The organism is Nocardioides montaniterrae (genome assembly GCF_054782655.1).
In genome coordinates, this window is the sequence record NZ_BAAGSB010000003.1 from 202,241 (window position 1) to 220,896 (window position 18,656).

The 18,656-nt window shown below is 71.7% G+C and carries 19 protein-coding genes and 1 tRNA gene; 15 read left to right on the forward strand and 5 right to left on the reverse strand.

The features are described from left to right. Nucleotides 1-9: 9 nt before the first annotated feature. On the reverse strand, nt 10-993 hold the full coding sequence (gene selD, locus ACYVJ3_RS07165; protein WP_460852014.1) for a selenide, water dikinase SelD: 984 nt from the start codon (nt 991-993) through the stop codon (nt 10-12). 36 nt (nt 994-1,029) lie between these two features. Here selD and ACYVJ3_RS07170 point away from each other — a divergent pair. The 13 genes from ACYVJ3_RS07170 (at nt 1,030) to ACYVJ3_RS07230 (ending at nt 14,739) form a co-directional block, all read left to right on the forward strand. Then, nucleotides 1,030-1,125, forward strand: a tRNA-Sec gene (locus ACYVJ3_RS07170). A 33-nt stretch (nt 1,126-1,158) separates the two neighbouring features. Further along, nucleotides 1,159-2,463: an L-seryl-tRNA(Sec) selenium transferase gene (gene selA / locus ACYVJ3_RS07175; protein WP_460852015.1), complete on the forward strand. Its 1,305-nt coding sequence runs from the start codon at nt 1,159-1,161 to the stop codon at nt 2,461-2,463. Between the two features lies 1 nt (nt 2,464). Then, a complete protein-coding gene (gene selB, locus ACYVJ3_RS07180) occupies nt 2,465-4,237 on the forward strand; it encodes a selenocysteine-specific translation elongation factor (RefSeq protein ID WP_460852017.1) in 1,773 nt (590 codons plus the stop codon). 186 nt (nt 4,238-4,423) lie between these two features. Further along, complete coding sequence (locus ACYVJ3_RS07185) at nt 4,424-5,281, forward strand: formate/nitrite transporter family protein (RefSeq protein WP_460852019.1); 858 nt, start codon at nt 4,424-4,426, stop codon at nt 5,279-5,281. Between the two features lie 28 nt (nt 5,282-5,309). Continuing rightward, complete coding sequence (locus tag ACYVJ3_RS07190) at nt 5,310-6,692, forward strand: cytochrome ubiquinol oxidase subunit I (RefSeq protein ID WP_460852020.1); 1,383 nt, start codon at nt 5,310-5,312, stop codon at nt 6,690-6,692. Further along, nucleotides 6,689-7,888 (forward strand): cytochrome d ubiquinol oxidase subunit II, encoded by a 1,200-nt coding sequence (locus ACYVJ3_RS07195; protein WP_460852021.1) that lies wholly within the window; start codon nt 6,689-6,691, stop codon nt 7,886-7,888. Before ACYVJ3_RS07190 ends, ACYVJ3_RS07195 begins: the two co-directional genes overlap by 4 nt. After that, the gene (locus ACYVJ3_RS07200) at nt 7,867-9,210 is read left to right on the forward strand and encodes an NAD-binding protein (protein ID WP_460852023.1); all 1,344 of its coding nucleotides are present in this window, start codon (nt 7,867-7,869) and stop codon (nt 9,208-9,210) included. The genes ACYVJ3_RS07195 and ACYVJ3_RS07200 overlap by 22 nt, the downstream gene beginning before the upstream one ends. A 116-nt stretch (nt 9,211-9,326) precedes the next feature. Then, entirely contained in the window at nt 9,327-10,469 is a 1,143-nt protein-coding gene (locus ACYVJ3_RS07205) for an acyl-CoA dehydrogenase family protein (protein WP_460852024.1), read from the forward strand. Then, nucleotides 10,469-11,311 (forward strand): phosphate/phosphite/phosphonate ABC transporter substrate-binding protein, encoded by an 843-nt coding sequence (locus ACYVJ3_RS07210; RefSeq protein ID WP_460852025.1) that lies wholly within the window; start codon nt 10,469-10,471, stop codon nt 11,309-11,311. Before ACYVJ3_RS07205 ends, ACYVJ3_RS07210 begins: the two co-directional genes overlap by 1 nt. Further along, a complete protein-coding gene (locus ACYVJ3_RS07215; RefSeq protein ID WP_460852026.1) occupies nt 11,289-12,479 on the forward strand; it encodes a hypothetical protein in 1,191 nt (396 codons plus the stop codon). The genes ACYVJ3_RS07210 and ACYVJ3_RS07215 overlap by 23 nt, the downstream gene beginning before the upstream one ends. A 16-nt stretch (nt 12,480-12,495) precedes the next feature. Beyond that, nucleotides 12,496-13,428, forward strand: a complete 933-nt coding sequence (locus tag ACYVJ3_RS07220; protein WP_460852027.1) for a Dyp-type peroxidase — start codon at nt 12,496-12,498, stop codon at nt 13,426-13,428. After that, the gene (locus ACYVJ3_RS07225; RefSeq protein ID WP_460852028.1) at nt 13,425-14,408 is read left to right on the forward strand and encodes a cation diffusion facilitator family transporter; all 984 of its coding nucleotides are present in this window, start codon (nt 13,425-13,427) and stop codon (nt 14,406-14,408) included. Before ACYVJ3_RS07220 ends, ACYVJ3_RS07225 begins: the two co-directional genes overlap by 4 nt. A 67-nt stretch (nt 14,409-14,475) precedes the next feature. Next, complete coding sequence (locus ACYVJ3_RS07230) at nt 14,476-14,739, forward strand: hypothetical protein (protein ID WP_460852030.1); 264 nt, start codon at nt 14,476-14,478, stop codon at nt 14,737-14,739. Nucleotides 14,740-14,749: 10 nt separating this feature from the next. Here the strand turns inward: ACYVJ3_RS07230 and ACYVJ3_RS07235 are convergent, their stop codons facing one another. Together ACYVJ3_RS07235 and ACYVJ3_RS07240 are read right to left on the reverse strand one after the other, a co-directional pair. Further along, nucleotides 14,750-14,905: a DUF6131 family protein gene (locus ACYVJ3_RS07235; protein WP_460852031.1), complete on the reverse strand. Its 156-nt coding sequence runs from the start codon at nt 14,903-14,905 to the stop codon at nt 14,750-14,752. Between the two features lie 93 nt (nt 14,906-14,998). Continuing rightward, a complete protein-coding gene (locus ACYVJ3_RS07240) occupies nt 14,999-15,574 on the reverse strand; it encodes a M23 family metallopeptidase (protein WP_460852033.1) in 576 nt (191 codons plus the stop codon). A gap of 182 nt (nt 15,575-15,756) precedes the next feature. Here ACYVJ3_RS07240 and ACYVJ3_RS07245 point away from each other — a divergent pair, with 182 nt between their 5' ends. Together ACYVJ3_RS07245 and ACYVJ3_RS07250 are read left to right on the forward strand one after the other, a co-directional pair. Continuing rightward, nucleotides 15,757-16,050, forward strand: coding sequence for a hypothetical protein (locus ACYVJ3_RS07245; protein ID WP_460852034.1), 294 nt, complete (start codon nt 15,757-15,759; stop codon nt 16,048-16,050). Further along, nucleotides 16,043-17,368, forward strand: a complete 1,326-nt coding sequence (locus ACYVJ3_RS07250) for a M20/M25/M40 family metallo-hydrolase (protein ID WP_460852035.1) — start codon at nt 16,043-16,045, stop codon at nt 17,366-17,368. Before ACYVJ3_RS07245 ends, ACYVJ3_RS07250 begins: the two co-directional genes overlap by 8 nt. A 73-nt stretch (nt 17,369-17,441) precedes the next feature. Here ACYVJ3_RS07250 and ACYVJ3_RS07255 read toward each other — a convergent pair whose 3' ends face one another. Together ACYVJ3_RS07255 and ACYVJ3_RS07260 are read right to left on the reverse strand one after the other, a co-directional pair. Beyond that, nucleotides 17,442-17,681: a DUF5703 family protein gene (locus ACYVJ3_RS07255; protein WP_460852036.1), complete on the reverse strand. Its 240-nt coding sequence runs from the start codon at nt 17,679-17,681 to the stop codon at nt 17,442-17,444. Further along, nucleotides 17,678-18,637 carry an aldo/keto reductase gene (locus tag ACYVJ3_RS07260; RefSeq protein WP_460852038.1) on the reverse strand — a complete coding sequence of 320 codons (960 nt, stop codon included), beginning with the start codon at nt 18,635-18,637 and terminating at the stop codon, nt 17,678-17,680. The genes ACYVJ3_RS07255 and ACYVJ3_RS07260 overlap by 4 nt, the downstream gene beginning before the upstream one ends. Between the last annotated feature and the right edge of the window lie 19 nt (nt 18,638-18,656).

Genomic DNA, 18,656 nt, shown 5'->3' on the forward strand with positions numbered 1-18,656 from the left:
CCATCGACCTCAGCGGATCTCGATGACCCCGGACGTCGTGGTGTGCCCGATCACCGGGTAGCCCGGGACCTCGCCCACGACCAGGAGCCCGCCCGAGGTCTGGGCGTCGGCCAACAGCAGGAGCTCGGCCTCGGCGACACCGGCGACGGCAAGGTGCGGCCGGACCCAGTCGAGGTTGCGGTGCGTGCCGCCGGAGACGTAGCCGGCATCGAGGGCCGCGCGGGCACCGTCGACCAGGGGTACGGCGGCGCTGTCGATCACGGCTCCGGTGCCCGAGGCACGGCACATCTTGAACAGGTGGCCGAGGAGACCGAACCCGGTCACGTCCGTGGCAGCGACCGCGCCGGCGTCGAGCGCGGCGATCGAGGCGTCGCGGTTCAGCGTCGTCATCACCTCGATGGCGGCGTGCGACACCGCGCCGGTCTGCTTGTGCAGGTTGTTCAGCAGCCCCACGCCGATCGGCTTGGTCAGGGTCAGCGGGAGGCCCGCCGCAGCCGCGTCGTTGCGCAGCAGCCGCGCGGGGTCGGCGACCCCGGTGACCGCCATGCCGTACTTGGGCTCGGGGTCGTCGATGGTGTGCCCGCCGATGACCGGGCAGCCCGCCTGCTGGGCGATGTCGAGGCCGCCGCGCAGGACCTCGGTCATCAGCTCCATCGGGAGGACGCCACGGGGCCAGCCGACGAGGTTGATCGCCATGATCGGCGTACCGCCCATGGCGTAGATGTCGGACAGCGCGTTGGCGGCGGCGATGCGGCCCCAGTCGTAGGCATCGTCGACGACGGGGGTGAAGAAGTCGGCCGTCGAGAGCACGGCGATGTCACCCACGCGGACCGCCGCCGCGTCGTCGCCCGCGTCGAGGCCGACCAGCACCTCGGCCCCGGATTGACCGGTCAGGCCTCGGACCGCGTCCTCCAGCTCGCCGGGCGGGATCTTGCACGCACACCCGCCTCCATGGGCGTAGCCGGTGAGGCGGATCGTCTCGGCGGTGCTCACGTTCAGGAGCGTAGACCAGTAGGTTGTTCCCCGCGTGGAGGCGTCTGGGTTCCTGGTGGGCCCCCCGGTCTTCAACACCGGTGAGGCCGAGTATCTCGGTCTGGCGGGTTCGATTCCCGTCCGCCTCCGCCACGCAGACAGGTGTCGAGGGCGGGAGGTGTGGCGATGACGGAGGTCGATCCGCGGCGTCTGATCCCGCGCACGGACCTGCTGCTCGAGCTTCCCGAGGCGGTGGCGGCCCGCGGCCGGTGGGGTGATGCGTTCGTGCGCTCGGTGATCCTCGACGTCCAGGATCGGGCGCGCCGCGGGGAGCTGGCACCGGACGAGGTCCGCTCCGTGGTGCAGGAGTCGCTGATGTCGCGCCGCGCCGCGAGCCTCACCCCGGTCATCAACGCCACCGGGGTGGTCGTCCACACCAACCTCGGCCGGGCACCGTTGTCGCAGGACGCCGTGGAGGCGGTCGTCGCCGCGAGCGGGTACGTCGACGTGGAGCTCGACCTCGCCACCGGCCTGCGCTCGAAGCGCGGTGTCGCGGCTCGTGCGGCCCTGCTGCGTCGCTGTCCGGCGGCTGAGGATGCGCTGGTGGTGAACAACGGCGCCGCCGCCCTGGTGCTGGCGACCACCGCGCTCGCGGCGGGCCGGGAGGTCGTCATCGGCCGCGGAGAGCTGGTCGAGATCGGCGCGGGCTTCCGGCTGCCCGACCTCATCGCGTCCACCGGCGCCCGCCTGCGCGAGGTAGGAACGACAAACCGGACCCACCTGCGCGACTACCTCGACGCGATCGGCCCCGAGACCGGGTGCGTGCTCAAGGTGCACCCGAGCAACTTCCGGGTCGAGGGCTTCACCAGCGAGGTGTCCCTGGCGGAGCTGCGCGCGCACCTCGACGTGCCGCTCGTCGCGGACCTCGGCAGCGGCCTGCTCGAGCCCGACGCGACGCTCCCCGACGAGCCCGACGCCGCCACCGCGCTGGCGGCGGGCGCCGACCTCGTGATCGCCAGCGGGGACAAGCTGCTGGGCGGCCCGCAGGCCGGGCTGCTGCTGGGTCGCAGCGACCTCGTCCAGCGTCTTGCGCGACACCCGCTGGCGCGCGCCGTACGCATCGACAAGCTGACCCTGGCGGCGCTGGAGGCGACGCTGAACGGAGCCGACTCCCCGGTGGCGCGCGCGATCCATGCCGAGCCCGACGAGCTGCGCCGCCGTACCGGGGAGCTGGCGGCGAAGCTGAGGGTGGACGTGGTGCCGCACGACGGCCGGGTCGGCGGCGGCGGCGCGCCCGGCCTGCCGCTGCACGGATGGGCGCTGGCACTGCCCGAGGCCGCAGCGGAGGCGCTGCGCGCCGCCGATCCCGCGGTCCTCGCCCACACCCGCGGCGGGCTGTGCCTGGTCGACCTGCGCTGCGTCCCAGAGGGCCAGGACGCCGTCGTCGCCCGGGTCATCGGCGACGTGCTCGCGGGGCTGGCGGACGCCTGAGGTGTACGTCGTCGCCACTGCCGGTCATGTCGACCACGGCAAGAGCACCCTGCTTCGCGCCCTCACCGGCATGGAGCCGGATCGCTGGGCCGAGGAGCGCCGCCGCGGCCTGACCATCGATCTCGGGTTCGCGTGGACCACGCTCGCCTCGGGTCGCGACGTGGCGTTCGTCGACGTCCCGGGCCACGAGCGCTTCCTCGGCAACATGCTGGCGGGCCTGGGGCCCACGCCGGTGGTGCTGTTCGTCGTCGCTGCCGACGAGGGCTGGCAGGCCCAGTCCAGCGACCACCGTGACGCGATCGCTGCGCTCGGCATCTCACACGGCGTGATCGTGCTGACCCGCTCGGACCGGGCACATCGGCCCACCGACGTGCTGGCCGAGGTACGCCGAGAGCTCGCCTCGACCGGGCTCGCGGACGCGCCCGCGGTGACGGTGTCTGCCGTCGACGGCACCGGCATGGACGACCTCGACGCGGCGCTCGACGCCGTGCTGTCCCAGCTGCCCGACCCGCGTCGCGACGGTCGGGTGCGGATCTGGGTCGATCGCGCGTTCAGCATCGCCGGCGCGGGGACAGTGGTCACCGGCACCCTGTCCGCGGGCACGGTCCGGGTGGACGAACGTCTCCAGCTCGTCGGACCGCACCGGACCCAGGTGGTGACCGTGCGTGGCCTGCAGAGCGAAGGCCGTCCGGCCGAACAGCTGGGGCCGGTGAGCCGGGCTGCGATGAACCTGCGCGGGGTGAGCGCAGGCGAGGTGCAGCGCGGCGACGCACTCGTGACTCCGGGCGCGTGGTGGACCAGCGCCGTGATCGACGTACGACGCATCGGCGGAGACGCCTTCGACGCCATGCCCGAGCACGTGACAGCACACCTCGGCACGGCCGCCCTGTCGGCCCGGGTGCGCCCGTTCTCGGCGGACCGGGCCCGGCTCAGCCTCGACCGAGCGGTACCGGTCAGCGTCGCGGACCGGCTCGTGCTCCGCCTGCCGGGCGAGCGCATCCTCGGCGGCGCAGTGGTCCTCGACGTCGACCCGCCGGCGCTGCGTCGCCGCGGGGACGCAGCGTGCCGCGACGCGGAGCTGGCCGCGCTCACGCCCGCCTCCCAGGTGGCGGCCGAGGTCGCGCGGCGCGGTGCCGTCGAGCTGACCCTCCTGCGCCGGTTGGGCATCACCGGCGACGTGCCGGACCGCGTGCTGGTCGAGGGCGACTGGCTGGTGGACCCGGATGCCGTGACAGCGTGGGCCGCGCGCCTGCGCGAGCTCGTGGCCGGGGTCCACAGCACCCAGCCGCTGTCGCCGGGTCTGAGCCGCTCCGCGGCTGGCGCCCAGCTCGGGCTGCACACGGACGCTCTCCTGGACCTGGTCGCCGACGCTGCCCGCGTGGCGAGCCGCGACGGGTACCTCAGCGAGCCCGGGCACGCCGGTCTCGGCGCGGCCGAGGTCGCGGTCGCACGGCTCGAGGCGCGCCTCGCCGAGCATCCGTTCCACGCTCCGGAGGCGGATGACCTGACGGAGGCGGGTCTGGGGCCGAAGGAGCTCGGCGCCGCCGCGCGCGCGGGTCGGCTTCTCCGGCTCCGTGACGGCGTCGTGCTGTTGCCCGACGCCCCCGCCCGCGCGATGCGCGTCCTGGCCGGTCTCGAGCAGCCGTTCACGACGAGCGGGGCCCGCCAGGCGCTGGGTACGACGCGGCGCGTGGTGATCCCGCTCCTCGAGCACCTCGACGGACGCGGATGGACCCGGCGGCTGGACGGTTCGCTCCGCCAGGTCGTCCGCTGATCGTGACCAGAGTCCGCGCGGCCCGTCGCACGGCCATCCGTCACGGCGGCTAACCGCCGTTGTCGGTACGCACCAAACGGCGATAGCCGCGACGTGGGGTCTTGTCCGACGGCCCCGGCTGCGAGACGGTCACCCTTGGACTATCGCACGCTGCATTGGGGCCGCATGCGGGAGAGGACGGTCAGGATGAGTGGGTACAACACGCCTGCGGAGACGACGGCTGTAGCTGTCGCGTCGGGGGAGGCGAAGGCCAACCAGCCGATCCCCTCCATGGTGGTCAACGGGTTCCTCGGAGGCGCCTACATCGCGTTCGCAGGGCTGCTCGCGATCGTCGCGACGTCGGGGGTCGCGGCTACCTGGGGTGGCGCGACGAGTCTGATCACCGGCGTGACGTTCAGCCTGGGCCTGATCCTGGTCGTCATCGCGGGCTCCGACCTGCTGACCGGCAACTTCATGCTGTTGCCCCTCGCCGCCGCGGCGCGGCGGATCACGCCGTCGAGGCTGGCGATCAACTGGGCGGTCGTGACCGTCATGAACCTGATCGGCTCCCTGGTGGTGGCGTACTTCATCGCGTACAAGACCGGGGTCATCGGCAGCCACGCGGTCGATCTCGCACATGTCGGCTCCGGTGCGACCAAGACCGGCGCCGACAACGCCTACGAGCGACTCGCGACCATCGCGGCCGGCAAGGCACACATCGAGTCGCACCTGCAGGTCTTCCTGCGCGCAGTCGGCTGCAACTGGCTGGTCTGCCTCGGCGTGTGGCTGGCGTACGCCGCCAAGGACGTCGGCGGCAAGATCCTCGGCATCGTCTTCCCGATCACCGCATTCGTCGCGCTCGGATTCGACCACGTCGTCGCCAACATGTTCTTCCTGCCGCTCGCCCTCTTCGCCGGCGTACCGGACGTCACCGTCGGCAACACCGTCATGAACCTGGTCCTCGCCTTCTGCGGCAACCTCGTGGGCGCTGCGGTGTTCGTGGCCGGCTCGTACTGGGCGATCTACGGCAGGACCGTCACCGCGACCGCGAACTCCGCCACCTGATCGAGCGGCCACGCTCTAGGAGAAGCCCATGATCTCCCTCCTCGCCGATCCGCCCGGGCTCCTGCCCGCCCGTGAGCAGATGGCCCTGTCGCTGGGCTGGCACATCGTGATGTCGTGCTTCGGCGTCGCGTTCCCGGCCATGATCTTCGCCTTGCACCGCCGCGGCATCCGCCGCGACGACCCGGTCGCACTCGAGCTGGCGCGGCGCTGGTCGAAGGTGGCCGCTGTGCTGTTCGCCATCGGAGCGGTGTCCGGCACCGTGCTCAGCTTCGAGTTCGGCGTGCTGTGGCCCGGGCTGATGGGCAAGTTCGGCGACGTGCTGGGCCTGCCCTTCGCCTTCGAGGGGCTCTCGTTCTTCATCGAGGCGATCTTCCTCGGCATCTACCTCTACGGCTGGGGACGGATGAAGCCGCGGGCCCACCTGCTCGCCCTGCTGCCCATGATCACCGCGGGCATCGTCGGAACCTTCTGCGTCCTCGCGGTCAACGCCTGGATGAACTGGCCGACCGGCTTCAAGATCGCCGACGGCAAGGTCACCGACGTGAACCCGTGGAAGGCGATGTTCAACGCACGGGTCTGGCTGGAGTTCGCGCACATGTGGGTCGGCGCCTTCATGGTCGTCGGCTTCACGATGGCCGGCGTGTACGCAATCGGCATGCTGAAGGGTCGTCGCGACGAGCACCACCGGCTCGGCTTCATCGTGCCGTTCGTGTTCGCGAGCGTGGCGGCCCTGGTGCAGCCGGTGATCGGGCACGTGCTCGGTTTCGGCATGGACAGCCACCAGCCCTCCAAGCTCGCAGCGTTCGAGTACGCCGAGACCACCACCGACGGACCCTCGCCACTGCGCATCGGCGGCATCTGGATCGACGGCAAGGTGCGCGGGACGATCGACATCCCGCGCGTCGGATCGCTGGTCGCGGAGAACTCCCTCACCAAGCCGGTGACCGGCATGGACACCGTTCCCGCCGCCGACCGCCCCGTCGCCGCCGAGATCAACACCGCGCACTGGGCGTTCCAGTCGATGATCGGTCTCGGCAGCATGCTGGCGGCCGGGGTCTGCCTGTTCTGGTTCATGCGATGGCGCCGCCGGGATCTGCTGAGGAACAAGTGGTTCCTCCGCGCCTGCGCGGTCGCGGGGCCGGCCGCGATCATGGCGCTGGAGTGCGGATGGACGGCGACCGAGGTCGGACGTCAGCCCTGGGTCGTCTACGGCTACCTCAAGACGGTCGACGCGGCCAGCACCCACGCAGGTCTGTGGTGGCTGTTCGGAACCACCGTCGTCGTCTACTCGGGGATGACGGTCGGCGCCGTCGTCGTACTCCGCTCCATGTCGCGCCGCTGGCGAGCGGGCATGGTCGATCTGCCGAGTCCCTACGGGCCGGCCCTGGCCACCACAGGTGAGCACCGATGACGTTCGCCGCCTACGCCGTCTGCGCGGCCCTGTTCGTCGGTGTCGTCGCCTACGCCGTCTTCGCGGGCGCGGACTTCGGCTCCGGGTTCTACGACCTCACCGCCGGCGACGCCCGCAGCGGAGCCGAGCTCCGCACGCTCGTCGACCACAGCATCGGGCCGGTCTGGGAGGCCAACCACGTCTGGCTGATCTACGTCCTGGTGATCTGGTGGACGGGCTTCCCGAGCGCGTTCTCAGCCGCCATGACGACGCTGATCGTCCCGATCCTGCTGGCGCTGCTGGGCATCGTGCTGCGCGGTGCGAGCTTCGCGTTCCGCAAGTTCGCCGCCACGCTCGACCAGGCGCGCCTGTTCGGCGTCATCTTCGCGTCCACCTCGTTCATCACGCCGTTCTTCCTCGGCGCGGCCGCAGGTGCGATCGCGTCGGGCCGGGTCCCGGCCGCCGGGTACGGCGACGTCTGGAGCTCGTGGATCAACCCGACCTCCATCTTCGGCGGCCTGATCGCCGTCGGCACCTGCGCATTCCTCGCCGGGGCGTTCCTGACCGCCGACGCGGAGCGCAGCGGACACCACGAGCTGTCCGAGGAGCTGCGCCACCGCGCTCTCCTCGTCGGCGTCGGCACCGGAGTGATCGTCTTCGGTGCGCTGGTGCCCCTGTTCCGACACGCCAAGACCCTGAGCCACGGCCTGATCGGGCCCGCCTCACCGCTGATCGTGCTGTCGGCTCTCGCTGGCGGTGCCACGCTGTTCCTGCTGTGGAAGCGCAAGTACGCCGCCGCCCGCGTGGGTGCCGTGGCGGCCGTCGTGTGCGTCCTGGGCGGGTGGGGCGTCGCGCAGTTCCCGTGGCTGCTCGTGGACCAGCTGAAGATCGTCGATGGGGCCGGCGCTCCTGCCACGCTGTGGGCGCTGCTCTTCGTCGTCGGCCTCGCGGGCGTCACGGTGCTTCCGGCGCTGGTCTACCTGTTCCGGCTCACCCAGTCCGAGAGCTGGTCCGGCGATGGCCACGGTCAGGCGCCGACCGGCGTGCCGGCGGTCCCGCAGGGCTCCGCCCCGGTGCCGTCCGGCGGAGTGGTCACGAGGGAGGCGGCCGCGTCGACGACCAGCCAGACCGGCCAGGAGCTCGTGCCGCTGGGCGTGATCGTGGCGGCCGGCGTGGCGGCCGCGGGCATCGCGCGATGGCTGAGCCGGCGCTCGTGACGGGGGCGCCGAAGCGTTTCCTCGTCATCGGTGCGACCACGCTGGCCCGCCGCGTTTGCGCAGCCCTTACCGATCGTGGGCACACTGTCCACCACCTGCCCGCGCCCGACGACGCCGAGCTCCGCGTAGCGCTGCAGGCCGAGGTGGCCGGGGTAGCGGTCCTGCTGCACCAGGACGACGTGGGGTTGCGCTACGCCCTGGCGGCAGCCCACTTCGCCCCCGGCGTACCGCTGATCGCTGCGATCTTCGACGCGACCACGTCGGATGAGCTGCACCGCCTCCTGCCGACGTGCATCGTCACCTCACCGGCCGAGCTCGCGGCTCCGGTGCTGGTGGCCGCGTGCCTCGGTGACGGCGCGGCGCTGTTCCCGACCGCGAAGAACCGGGCCGAGGCGGTCTCGATCGAGGGGAGCGGGGTCGCCCGCCACGCCTGGCGCCGTACCTTGTCGGAGCGGATGCGCGCCCTGCGCGGTCGGATCGCGGGCCAGCTGCGACCGCACGACGCGGGCAGCCGGATCCTCTACCTCGGTCTCGGGGGCGCCACGCTGGCGTTGCTGTGCGACTGGACGTGGCTGCTGAGCATCGGCACGCCCTGGCCCGAGGCCTTCCAGGAGGCCGCCCAGGTCGCGGCGACGGTCGGTCCGGAAGGTCATCATGGCGAGGCCTACGGGGTGTTCGCCGGTGTGGCCATGCTGTCCTCGGTGCTGTTCACCGGCATGTTCACCGCGGGCCTGGTCGACATGCTGCTGGGCCCGCGGCTGATCGGGCTCTTCGGATCCCGCGCGCTCCCGCGCGCCGGCCACGTCGTCGTGATCGGCCTGGGCCAGGTGGGCCTGCGGCTGTGCCGCCACCTGCAGGCCCTCGGGATCCCCGCCGTGGCGGTGGAGCGGCACGGCGACGCCCGCTGGGTGGAGGTGGCGCGCAACCTGCGGATCCCGGTCGTCATCGGCAACGGTGGGGACCGCGCGGTCCTGGAGCGGGTGCGGATCTCGCACGCCGTCGCCGTCGCCGCCGTCGGCTCTGCGGATCTCGACAACATCTCGGTCGCCGTCTCCGCCCGCGGCGTCGCTCCGGACGCGCGGATCGTGGTGCGGGCCGGGGAGCACGAGCTGATCAGCGAGACCGCCTCCCTCCTGCCGCTCGGCGAGACCCGCGACGTGACCCGGCTGAGCTCGGCGTACGTCGTCGCACGGCTGCTGGGGGTGGACGCCGCGCACGTCCTGCTCGACGGCAATCGGGTGCTGCTCCTGCTCCCGTCCGGCGACTCCGTCGAGTGGCGAACGTCCCGTCCGCACGGCTGCGCCCACGTCGCGGCCGCCTGAACCGGACGTCGCCGTGGATCGAGAGGAGGCCGCCGTGCTGCACCGTCGTTGACCCGCGACCTTCCTCGCCGTCCGGTCGGGCGGCTCCCACACTCCACAGACTCGGAGAAACACCCATGCCTGGAACCCTTCCCACCCCCCTCGACGCCCGCCTCGACCAGATCATCGAGCAGATCGTCGCGCCGCAGGCGGCGGCGATCGACGCCGACGGCGCCTACCCGAAGGCCGCCGTCCAGGCCCTCGCCGAAGCAGGCCTGCTCGCGCTCACCGTCCCGGTTGAGTTCGGCGGAGCGGGGCTCGGCCTCGATGCCGCCGCGGACCTCGTACGCCGGCTGGCGACCGCCTGCAGCTCGACCGGCATGGTCGTGACCATGCACTACTCAGGCACCGCCATGCTGGCCACGGCCGGTCATGCTGCCTCGCTGAGCGCGATCGGCGCCGGGCGCCATCTGACTACCCTGGCGTTCTCCGAACGCGGCTCGCGCAGCCAGTTCTGGGCGCCGATGAGCACCGCCACCGCGGACGGCGGCGAGGTCGTGCTCGACGCGTTCAAGTCCTGGGTCACCTCCGCCCACCACGCCGACAGCTATGTCTGGTCCTCGCGTCCGCTGGCCGCCGACGGTGCGATGACTCTGTGGTACCTCGACAGCAGCGCTGCCGGCCTGTCCTCACCCGACGCGTTCGACGGCCTGGGCCTGCGCGGCAACGACTCCTGCCCGGTCGTCGCCGACGGCGTACGGGTCTCGCCCGAAGCCATGCTCGGCGAGGACGGTGCCGGTCTGGACCTCGCGCTCGGCCACGTGCTGCCCGTGTTCCTGGTCCTCAACGCCTCAGCCAGCCTCGGCGCCATGCAGGCGCTCACCGCGGCCACGGCCACCCACCTGACCGGCACGTCGCTGGAGCACCTCGACCAGTCGCTCGCCCAGCAGCTGCCGGGCCGGACCCGGCTCGCGCAGATGAACATCGAGACCGACCGCACCCGCGCCCAGATCGCCGACGCGATCGCGGCGGCGACCGCCGGCCTCGAGATCGCCCCGCTGCTTGTCCTCCAGACCAAGGCCGCCGCGGACCAGAGCGTCGCGCTCGTCTCCGACCTGGCCATGACGGCCTGCGGCGGCGCCGCGTTCCGCAAGGAGCTGGCCGTCGAACGGCGCTTCCGCGACGCCCGTGCCGCGCGTGTGATGGCGCCGACGACGGACGCGCTGCTCGACATCATCGGCCGCGCCCTGACCGGCCTGCCGTTGCTGGGTGATGCGTGATGGTGCTCCTCATCGGCTCCGTGGCCTACGACCCCAAGGTCGTCACCATCTGGGACGGTTTCCGCGCGTACCTGCGCGGCCAGGGGGTCGAGACCGACTACGTCCTCTACTCCCACTACGAGCGGCAGGTCGAGGACCTCGTCGCCGGCCGGGTCGACCTCGCCTGGAACTCGCCGCTGGCATGGGTCCGGGCCAGCCGGCTCGCCCGGGCTGAGGGGGTGACGGTGGAGCCGATCTTCATGCGCGACACCGACCGCGACCTCCGCTCCGCTGTCGTCACGTGCGCCGACAGCGGTATCGAGACCCTGGCCGACCTGAAGGGCAAGCGGATCGGCGTGGGTGCGATCGACTCGCCGCAGGCGACGCTGATCCCGTCGTCGTACCTGCGTTCCGAGATCGGCGAGGACCTCGACGTGGTCCGGTACGACGTCGGTGTCGGCCTGCACGGCGACCACGTCGGCGGCGAGCGCGACGCCGTACGCGCTCTGCGTGCCGGGGACGTCGATGCGGCCTGTGTCCTGGACGCCAACCTGCTGCTGTTCAGCCAGGAGGGCACCGCCCCGTCGGGCTCGCTGCGGGTCCTGGGCCACACCGAGCCCTTCGACCACTGCATGATGACGGCCGGTCCGTCGGCCGACGCCGCCGAGGTCGAGCGGCTCACGCAGGTCTTCCTGGCGATGTCGTACGCCGATCCACACGTGCGCCGTCTGCTCGACCTCGAGGGCCTCAGGGCCTGGCTCCCGGGCAGGACCGACGGCTTCGCCCAGCTCGAGCGCGCGGTCGACGAGACCGGCTTCTACTCCGCGGAGGGTGCTGTCGATGCCGTCGGCTATCGACCTTGAGCACCTCGCCCTCGACGAGGGCGGGCATCTGCTCGTGGCTCGGGCTCTCGCCGTCCTGGGGGGCGGCGAGAGCCTGGAGGTGCGGGGCTACGACCCGGCGCTGCCTCTGATGTTGGGAGCCTGGTGCCGGGCGAAGGGTCATCGGGTCGAGCCCTGGCCGGAGGCCGAGGGGGGCGTGCACCGGGTGACGGTGCACAAGGGCGATTCCGACGACCGGCGCTGGGCGGGGGCGACGCGCGCCGGCCGGGCCGACGCGCCGGCCGCGATCGCGGACCGCCGGTGGGGCCTCGCGGCGCGAGGTGCGCTGGTGGAGGAGGGCGGGCCGGCGCTCGATGTCGCGTGGGTGGAGCGTGACCACGTCTGGGCCGACGTCGCGCCGACCCTCTATGCGCGTGCCGCGGCGTCGCAGTGGGACCCCGCGACCGTCATCGACTGGACGCCCGAGGCAGTGCCCGACGACATCGAGGACGCCGTCGTCCAGGTCATGACCTACCTGGTCGAGAACGAGCAGGCGGCTCTGATGATCCCGGCCCGGATGCTCGCCTCGCTGCACCCGCACTACCGCGAGGTGATGCAGCTGCTCGCGTCCCAGATCGCCGACGAGGCCCGCCACGTCGAGATCTTCACCCGCCGCGCTCTGCTGGCTCGCGACGAGATGGGTACGTCGAGCGTGGCCGGCCGCGAGTCGTTGCAGACGCTCCTCGACGAGCCGGACTTCACCTTGGCGTCCTTCCTGCTCTCGGTGCTGGGGGAGGGCACGTTCGTGGACCTGCTGCAGTTCCTCAACACCCACGCGCCGGACCGGGTCACCGCCGATGTCACCCGCCTCGCGGCGCGGGACGAGGCCCGCCACGTCGTGTTCGGGGTCGCCCACACCACCCACCTGACCCGCAGCGACCCGGCCTTCCTCGGGCGCCTGCGGGGCGCGATCGAGCGACGCCACGACGCGCTGCGCGAGGCCAGCGGGCTCAACGAGTCGGTCTACGACGCCCTCGTCCTGATGGCTGCGGGGTCCTGGGAGCCGGACGCCATCAGCCGCGGGTGGCGCGCGGTCCAGGATCTGCAGTCCAGGATGGACCAAGGACGGCGCCGTCGCCTCGCGGCGATCGGCTTCCCCGACGACGAGGCCGCGGACCTGTCCGCCCTGCACACCCGCAACTTCATGTGAGACGAGGATCCCAGCTGTGAAGACAGAGCCCCAGACGCAGGCCGTTCTCGCGCCGCTCAGCGACGCGGCGATCTTCCTGACGCTCACGGTCGACCCGGGCGGTGAGGCAGTGGTCCGTGAGCTGCTCGGCGACCTCAGCGGGCTGCGCCGATCGGTCGGCTTCCGGGTTCCCGAGGCGACGCTGAGCTGCGTGGCCGGCATCGGGTCGGACCTGTGGGACCGGATGGTGCCGGGATCCCCGCGCCCGATCCACCTGCACCGGTTCGCGGCTGTGGACGGGCCGAAGCACCAGGCCCCGTCGACGCCTGGCGACCTGCTGCTGCATCTGCGTGCGAGCCGCATCGACATGTGCTTCGAGCTCGCCCAGCTCGCGGTGCAGCGCCTGGACGGCGCCGCGCGCGTGGTCGACGAGGTGCACGGCTTCCGGTCCTGGGACGAGCGCGACCTGCTCGGGTTCGTGGACGGCACGGAGAACCCCGAGGGGTCCGCCGCACAGGCCGCCGTCGTGATCGGCGAGGAGGACCCGGCGTACGCCGGCGGCAGCTATGTCATCACGCAGAAGTACCTGCACGACATGGCGGCCTGGCAGGACCTCACCGTCGAGCAGCAGGAGGCCGCCATCGGCCGCACCAAGCTCAACGACGTCGAGCTCGCCGACGACGCCAAGGCACCCGACGCGCACACGCGGCTGACCGTGATCGAGGAGGACGGCGTCCAGCGGCAGATCCTGCGCGCGAACATGCCCTTCGGCCGGGTCGGCGCCGCCGAGTTCGGCACCTACTTCATCGGGTACGCCGCCGACCCGGGCGTCACCGAGGAGATGCTGCGCCGGATGTTCATCGGGGAGCCGGTCGGGACCACCGATCGGATCCTCGACTTCTCGACCGCCGTCACGGGCGGCCTCTACTTCGTGCCGACCAGCGACTTCCTGGACGGGCTGGGGGAGTGAGCGCCTCAGCGGAGCAGCCGGCCGGCGGGGAGAGTCTGTTCACCGTCGTCCTCGCCCTCACCGCGAACGCCCTCGTCGCGATCGCCAAGACCGTCGCGGCGGTGATCACCGGATCGCCGTCGATGACCGCGGAGGCCGCGCACTCGTGGGCCGACACCGGCAACGAGGTCTTCCTGCTGATCGGCGAGCGCCGGGCTGCGCAGCCCCCGGATGCCCGGCACCCGCTGGGCTATGCGCGGGTCGGCTACGTCTGGTCGATGTTCGCCGCCTTCGGGCTGTTCACGGTCGGTGCGGCGGTCTCCATCTGGCATGGCATCCAGGCGCTGCGCGCGCCCGACGAGGGTGCGTCGTACCTCACGGCGTACGTCGTCCTCGCGGTCTCGGCCGCGCTCGAGGGGATCTCCTTCCTGCAGGCGCTGCGACAGACCCGGGCGGGGGCGGTCGCGCGTCGGCTGCACCCGCTGCGCTACGTGCGGATCACCTCCAACCCCATGCTGCGCGCGGTGTTCCTCGAGGACCTGTCGGCGCTGGTCGGCATCGCGATCGCCGCGGCCTGCATCGGGCTGCACCAGGCGACCGGGCACGCGGCGTGGGATGCGGTGGGGTCGATCATCGTCGGCATCCTGCTCGGGGTGGTGGCGCTCTTCCTGATCCGGCGCAACATCGACTTCCTCACCGGCGAGTCGGTGACGCCGCTCGCGCGCAACCGTGCCCTGGAGGCGCTGCGCGCGCACCCCGACGTGGAGCGGGTCAGCTTCTTGCGGATGGAGTGGCTCGGTGCCGACCGCATCTACCTGGTCGCCGCGGTCGACCTCACGGGCGATGCTCCGGAGTCGGCCGTGGCGGCGCGTCTCGCCGGCGTCGCCGATGCCCTGGAGACCCGGCGCGAGATCGAGCGGGCCGTCCTCACCCTGACCCGCCCGGGCGACGCGACCGATCTCTCGCCAGGCACTCTGCCGGCCTGGTACCTCGCCGACTGAGCCTGAGCGGCGGGCGACCAGCAGCGTTCCCGGGACGCCGCGGCGTCTCGCGACGTACGGTGCGCGCATGAGTGGTCGTACGCCGAAGCCGCGCTATGTCTCCAGCAGCCTGCTGCCGCCGATGACGGTGCCTGAGGTGCTGGCGCTCGTGATGTGCCTGGTAGCCGTGCAGGTGGTCGGCGTACGGGTGGGCCTGGAGGCGCTGACCTGGCCGGTGCTGGCGATCGCGGACGTCGCGGTGTGGTTCGCACTGGTCCCTCGACGGGTGGAAGCAGGCCGCCGCCGCTCCGCCATCGACAGCGGAGCGGCGGCCGAGGTGTGGCTGCCCTGAGGCTCAGGCCTCACCAATAGTGTTCGCGTGGGCCGATCGCGTGGCCCATCGCGCCGGCGATCCAGAGCACTGCTCCGATGACGACAGCGATGATGCCGAGGGTCCAGAGGATCGGCACGTTGAGCACCGCTCCGAGGACCAGCAGGATCACTCCGAGGATGATCATGAGGGGTTCGCCTCCTTATCCAGAGGCGGTCGAGGGGTGACCGCCGGTGGAGTCCGGTACCCGTCGCACTTGCTCGCTAACGCGGCAATCTGATCAGGGACGAAGACCCTGCTTCCGCAGCCAGCTGAACGGGTCGATCGCCTGGTCCTGGCCGTGCGGGTGGACCTCGAGGTGGAGGTGGGGCCCGGTGGTGTTGCCGGTCGAGCCGATCGTGCCGATGGTCTCGCCGGTGTGGACCCGCTGGCCGGGCTGCACGAGGAACTCGGTCTGGTGGCAGAACCACAGCACCGTGCCGTCGTCGAGCTTGACGACCGTCTTGTTGCCGTAGGAACCGTCGTACTCGGTCGACACGACGACACCGTCGGCGATCGCATGGATCGGGGTGCCCGCGGGGGCAGCGAAGTCCAGGCCGGTGTGCACCGTGTTCCACAGACCGCTCACGTCGCCGAACCGGCCGGTGAGGTGGTAGGAGGCCACGGGCAGCTCGTAGGCGATCGGCTGCAGCGCAGGTCGCTCGATGTACTTCGGAGCAGGGATCTCGTACGCCGCGAGGGTGACAGTGTCGGAGTCGGCAGCAGCATCGTCGGGTACGACGACGGCCGCCGTGATCGCCAGGCCGATCAGGCTGGGAGCGATCGCTGCTCGCTTGAGGCTGGTGCGGAAGTCCATGATTTCCTTCGGATCGGGAGTGCTTGCTGTAGCAAGCACGGCGACCAGTCAGCCAAACCGAGCGTGAAGGCTCAAATCGGCCAGGCGGCCCGATGTGGCCCCGCCCACCCGGTTGCGTCACACCCCCCGCTCAACGGCAGGTGCATCTGGGAGCGACGTCACACGCATGATTCACTGGCGGCGTGATCTCGCTCGGCATCAGTCACTTCTTCGGCTTCGATGGCGCCGAGTGGTACTCCTTCTGGTCAGGGTTCGGTGCCGACCTGGGCCAGGTGGCCCTGATCGGTGCGGCGGCCGGTCTCTACCGCCGCAACAAGTGCCACGTGCACCGGTGCTGGCGGATCGGGAAGATGGCGGTCGAGGGAACCCCGTGGATGGTGTGCCACAAGCACCATCCGGACGGCACGCCGACCCAGGCACACATGGACGCCCTGCGGCAGACGCAGCAGGACAAGCTCAAGCAGTCCGATGCCTGAGCGGTACGCCGTCGACGGCGAGGTCGTCGACCTCTGCCACCGGCTGATCCGCATCGACACCACGAACGACGGCAGCAACCGTGGGCCGGGCGAGCGGAAGGCTGCCGAGTACGTCGCCGAGCTGCTCAGCGAGGTCGGGATCGAGCCGACGATCGTGGAGACGGGTTCCGGTCGATCGAACGTGATCGCGCGGTGGGGCGGGGTCTCGACGGGCTCGACCACCGGCTCGGGCGACGGTGCGCTGCTGGTGCACGGTCACCTGGACGTCGTACCGGCTCGGGCCGAGGACTGGCAGGTCGACCCGTTCAGCGGCGAGGTCCAGGACGGCTACGTCTGGGGCCGGGGCGCGGTCGACATGAAGGACTTCGACGCGATGGTCCTGTCGGTGGTCCGGGCCCGTGCCCGGGCCGGACGGGTGCCCGAGCGGCCGCTCGTCCTCTGCTTCACCGCCGACGAGGAGGCCGGCGGCCACCACGGCGCCGAGGTGCTGATCCGCGACCACGCCGACCTGTTCGAGGGCTGCACGGAGGCCGTCGGCGAGGTCGGCGGCTTCTCGACCACCGTGCGTGGCCAACGGCTCTACCTGATCGAGGCGGCCGAGCGAGGCATGGCCTGGATGAAGCTGACCGCCCGTGGCACAGCAGGGCACGGCTCGATGGTCAACGACGACAACGCCGTGACCCGGCTGGCCTCGGCGATCGCGCGCATCGGCGCCCACCAGTGGCCCGTCCGGCTCACCCCCACGATGCGCACCCTGCTGGCCACCGTCGGCGAGATGGCCGGGGTGGAGGCCACGCCGGAGAACGCCACCGAGCTGGTCACCGAGTTCGGCGGCGCCGTACGCATGCTCGGCGCGGTCCTGCGCAACTCGATCAACCCGACCATGCTCGATGCCGGCTACAAGGTGAACGTCATCCCGACCGAGGCCACGGCGTACGCCGACGGCCGGTTCCTGCCCGGTTACGAGGACGAGTTCTTCTCGACGCTGCGCGAGCTGATCGGCGACGACGTGACCGTCGACTACCTCTCCAAGCAGCCGCCTTGGGAGATGCCGTACGACACTCCGCTGGTCGATGCGATGACGGCCTCTCTGCTCGCCGAGGACCCCGGAGCCCGGGTGGCGCCGTACCTCATGAGCGCCGGCACCGACGCCAAGCACTTCGGCAAGCTCGGCATCCGGACCTACGGCTTCGCCCCGCTCCGGCTGCCGGAGGACCTCGACTTCACCGCGCTGTTCCACGGCGTCGACGAGCGGGTGCCGGTCGACGCGCTGGAGTTCGGTGCGCGGGTGATGGACCGGTTCTTCGACCAGGTCTGAATCGTTGCGGTTTGGCGACAAACCGCAGTTCTCGGCCCCCTGGAACTGCCGTTTGTGACCAAACGGCAGCGACTCAGGCGGTGCGGACGGCGCGGATGATCTTGCGCCGGAGCACCACCCGGCGCTTGCCGTCGGGCCCGATCTGGACGCGATGGAGCTCCCAGCCGCCGTGCTCGGCACGCTCGACGAGCAGCCGCGTGACGGCGTTGCGTGACCACTCGCGCTCGAAGCTGACCCGCTCGAACTCCCACTCCACCGCACGACCCAACCCGCGGGCCAAGGCGCCGCGGCGGGAGAGGGCGGGAGCGGTCATACAGCCAGCTCGGAGACGTCGTCGAGCGCGGCCAGCAGCTCGTGTGGAAGGACCCGCCCCTCGGTCAGCAGTGCGGTCTTGAGCTGAGCGGCCGTGCGGGCGCCCACGATCGGCGCGGTGACGCCGGGACGGTCGCGCACCCACACGAGGGCCACCTCGAGCGGCGTCCAGCCCAGACCGTCGGCGGCGCGGCAGACCGCCTCGACGATGCCACGGCTCTGCTCGTCGAGGTAGGCGTCGACGAAGTTCGCGAAGACGGGGGAGGCGGCGCGGGAGTCGGACGGGGTGCCGGTGCGGTACTTGCCGGTCAGCACACCGCGGCCGAGGGGCGACCAGGGCAGCACGCCGAGGCCGAGGGTCTCGGCAGCGGGGATGACCTCGCGCTCGATCCGCCGGTTGACCAGGGAGTACTCGACCTGGGTCGAGATCAGCGGTGCCCGGCCCGCCGAGGCACCGGCCCGCTGCCAGGTGGCGGCCTGGGCGGTCTGCCAGCCGCCGTAGTTCGAGATGCCGACGTACGCCGCCCTGCCGCTGCTCACTGCGGTGTCGAGCGCGCTCAGGGTCTCCTCGAGTGGGACGTCGTCGGACCAGATGTGGACCTGCCAGAGGTCGACGTGGTCGGTGCCGAGGCGCTTGAGCGAGGTGTCCAGGCCGCGCAGGAGTGCGCCCCGGGAGGTGTCGGTGGCCCGGTCGCCGCCGCGGCGCCAGATCCCGGCCTTGGTCGCCAGGACCACGTCGTCGCGTGCCACGACGTCGCCGAGCAGGGAGCCGATGAGCGCCTCGGAGTGGCCGTCGGTGTACCCGGCCGCGGTGTCGATCAGGGAACCGCCGGCCTCGATGAATGCCACCAGCTGGTCGCGAGCCTCGTGCTCGTCGGTGTCCTTGCCCCAGGTCATCGTGCCGAGCCCGAGTCGGGAGACCCGAAGACCGCTGGCGCCGACGTACCTGTGCTGCATGGAAGAGAACTTAGTGCGG

Bases quoted from the DNA above. Each gene is read 5' to 3' on its own strand.
- ACYVJ3_RS07260 (WP_460852038.1), bottom strand. From the start codon at position 18,637: ATGCAGCACAGGTACGTCGGCGCCAGCGGTCTTCGGGTCTCCCGACTC.
- ACYVJ3_RS07205 (WP_460852024.1), top strand. From the start codon at position 9,327: ATGCCTGGAACCCTTCCCACCCCCCTCGACGCCCGCCTCGACCAGATC.
- ACYVJ3_RS07185 (WP_460852019.1), top strand. From the start codon at position 4,424: ATGAGTGGGTACAACACGCCTGCGGAGACGACGGCTGTAGCTGTCGCG.
- ACYVJ3_RS07255 (WP_460852036.1), bottom strand. From the start codon at position 17,681: ATGACCGCTCCCGCCCTCTCCCGCCGCGGCGCCTTGGCCCGCGGGTTG.
- ACYVJ3_RS07250 (WP_460852035.1), top strand. From the start codon at position 16,043: ATGCCTGAGCGGTACGCCGTCGACGGCGAGGTCGTCGACCTCTGCCAC.
- ACYVJ3_RS07200 (WP_460852023.1), top strand. From the start codon at position 7,867: ATGGCTGAGCCGGCGCTCGTGACGGGGGCGCCGAAGCGTTTCCTCGTC.
- ACYVJ3_RS07195 (WP_460852021.1), top strand. From the start codon at position 6,689: ATGACGTTCGCCGCCTACGCCGTCTGCGCGGCCCTGTTCGTCGGTGTC.
- ACYVJ3_RS07210 (WP_460852025.1), top strand. From the start codon at position 10,469: ATGGTGCTCCTCATCGGCTCCGTGGCCTACGACCCCAAGGTCGTCACC.
- ACYVJ3_RS07240 (WP_460852033.1), bottom strand. From the start codon at position 15,574: ATGGACTTCCGCACCAGCCTCAAGCGAGCAGCGATCGCTCCCAGCCTG.
- ACYVJ3_RS07230 (WP_460852030.1), top strand. From the start codon at position 14,476: ATGAGTGGTCGTACGCCGAAGCCGCGCTATGTCTCCAGCAGCCTGCTG.
- selA (WP_460852015.1), top strand. From the start codon at position 1,159: ATGACGGAGGTCGATCCGCGGCGTCTGATCCCGCGCACGGACCTGCTG.
- ACYVJ3_RS07235 (WP_460852031.1), bottom strand. From the start codon at position 14,905: ATGATCATCCTCGGAGTGATCCTGCTGGTCCTCGGAGCGGTGCTCAAC.
- ACYVJ3_RS07190 (WP_460852020.1), top strand. From the start codon at position 5,310: ATGATCTCCCTCCTCGCCGATCCGCCCGGGCTCCTGCCCGCCCGTGAG.
- ACYVJ3_RS07215 (WP_460852026.1), top strand. From the start codon at position 11,289: ATGCCGTCGGCTATCGACCTTGAGCACCTCGCCCTCGACGAGGGCGGG.